This is a genomic window from Dellaglioa sp. CoH-56-MRSF-10 (assembly GCF_056782175.1).
The window spans coordinates 1-346 of the sequence record NZ_JBXAYF010000067.1 but is presented as its reverse complement, the minus strand read 5'-3'; the positions used below and the strand labels follow the sequence as shown (position 1 = coordinate 346).

The following is a 346-nucleotide window of genomic DNA, read 5'->3' as shown; positions in this document are numbered from 1 at the left end:
AGATTCAACCGCGCCCCGTTATTGGTCTGGGAAGCTATTGTTGGATTGCCCGCAGCCAAACCTGAAGATGAGACGTTGCTGGCTACTAGAGTGGGGTTATTTACGCGTTTATATGCGTACTGCACTGTCATTTGTGGGACTTGCGTATTACCAACTTGACCCGACCACGCAAATGGCGATCCCGGGAAGGCTTCATAATAGAACAAGCACTCCTTCGCCATCACCGACAAGTCCTTGAATTCGAAGCCCGTATAGGATGGGCCCTGTTCGAGCTGCACCTCAGTGATCAGCGCCGTGAACGTGCCGGGTGCCGCCGTCGTAGCCAGCTGGAACCGCAGATAGTGAT

The 346-nt window shown here is 53.8% G+C and carries 1 protein-coding gene; it reads right to left on the bottom strand.

From position 1 onward, the window contains the following. A partial coding sequence (locus AC1RP4_RS07860) for a hypothetical protein (RefSeq protein ID WP_481763250.1) occupies positions 1-346 on the bottom strand: 346 nt, incomplete at both ends.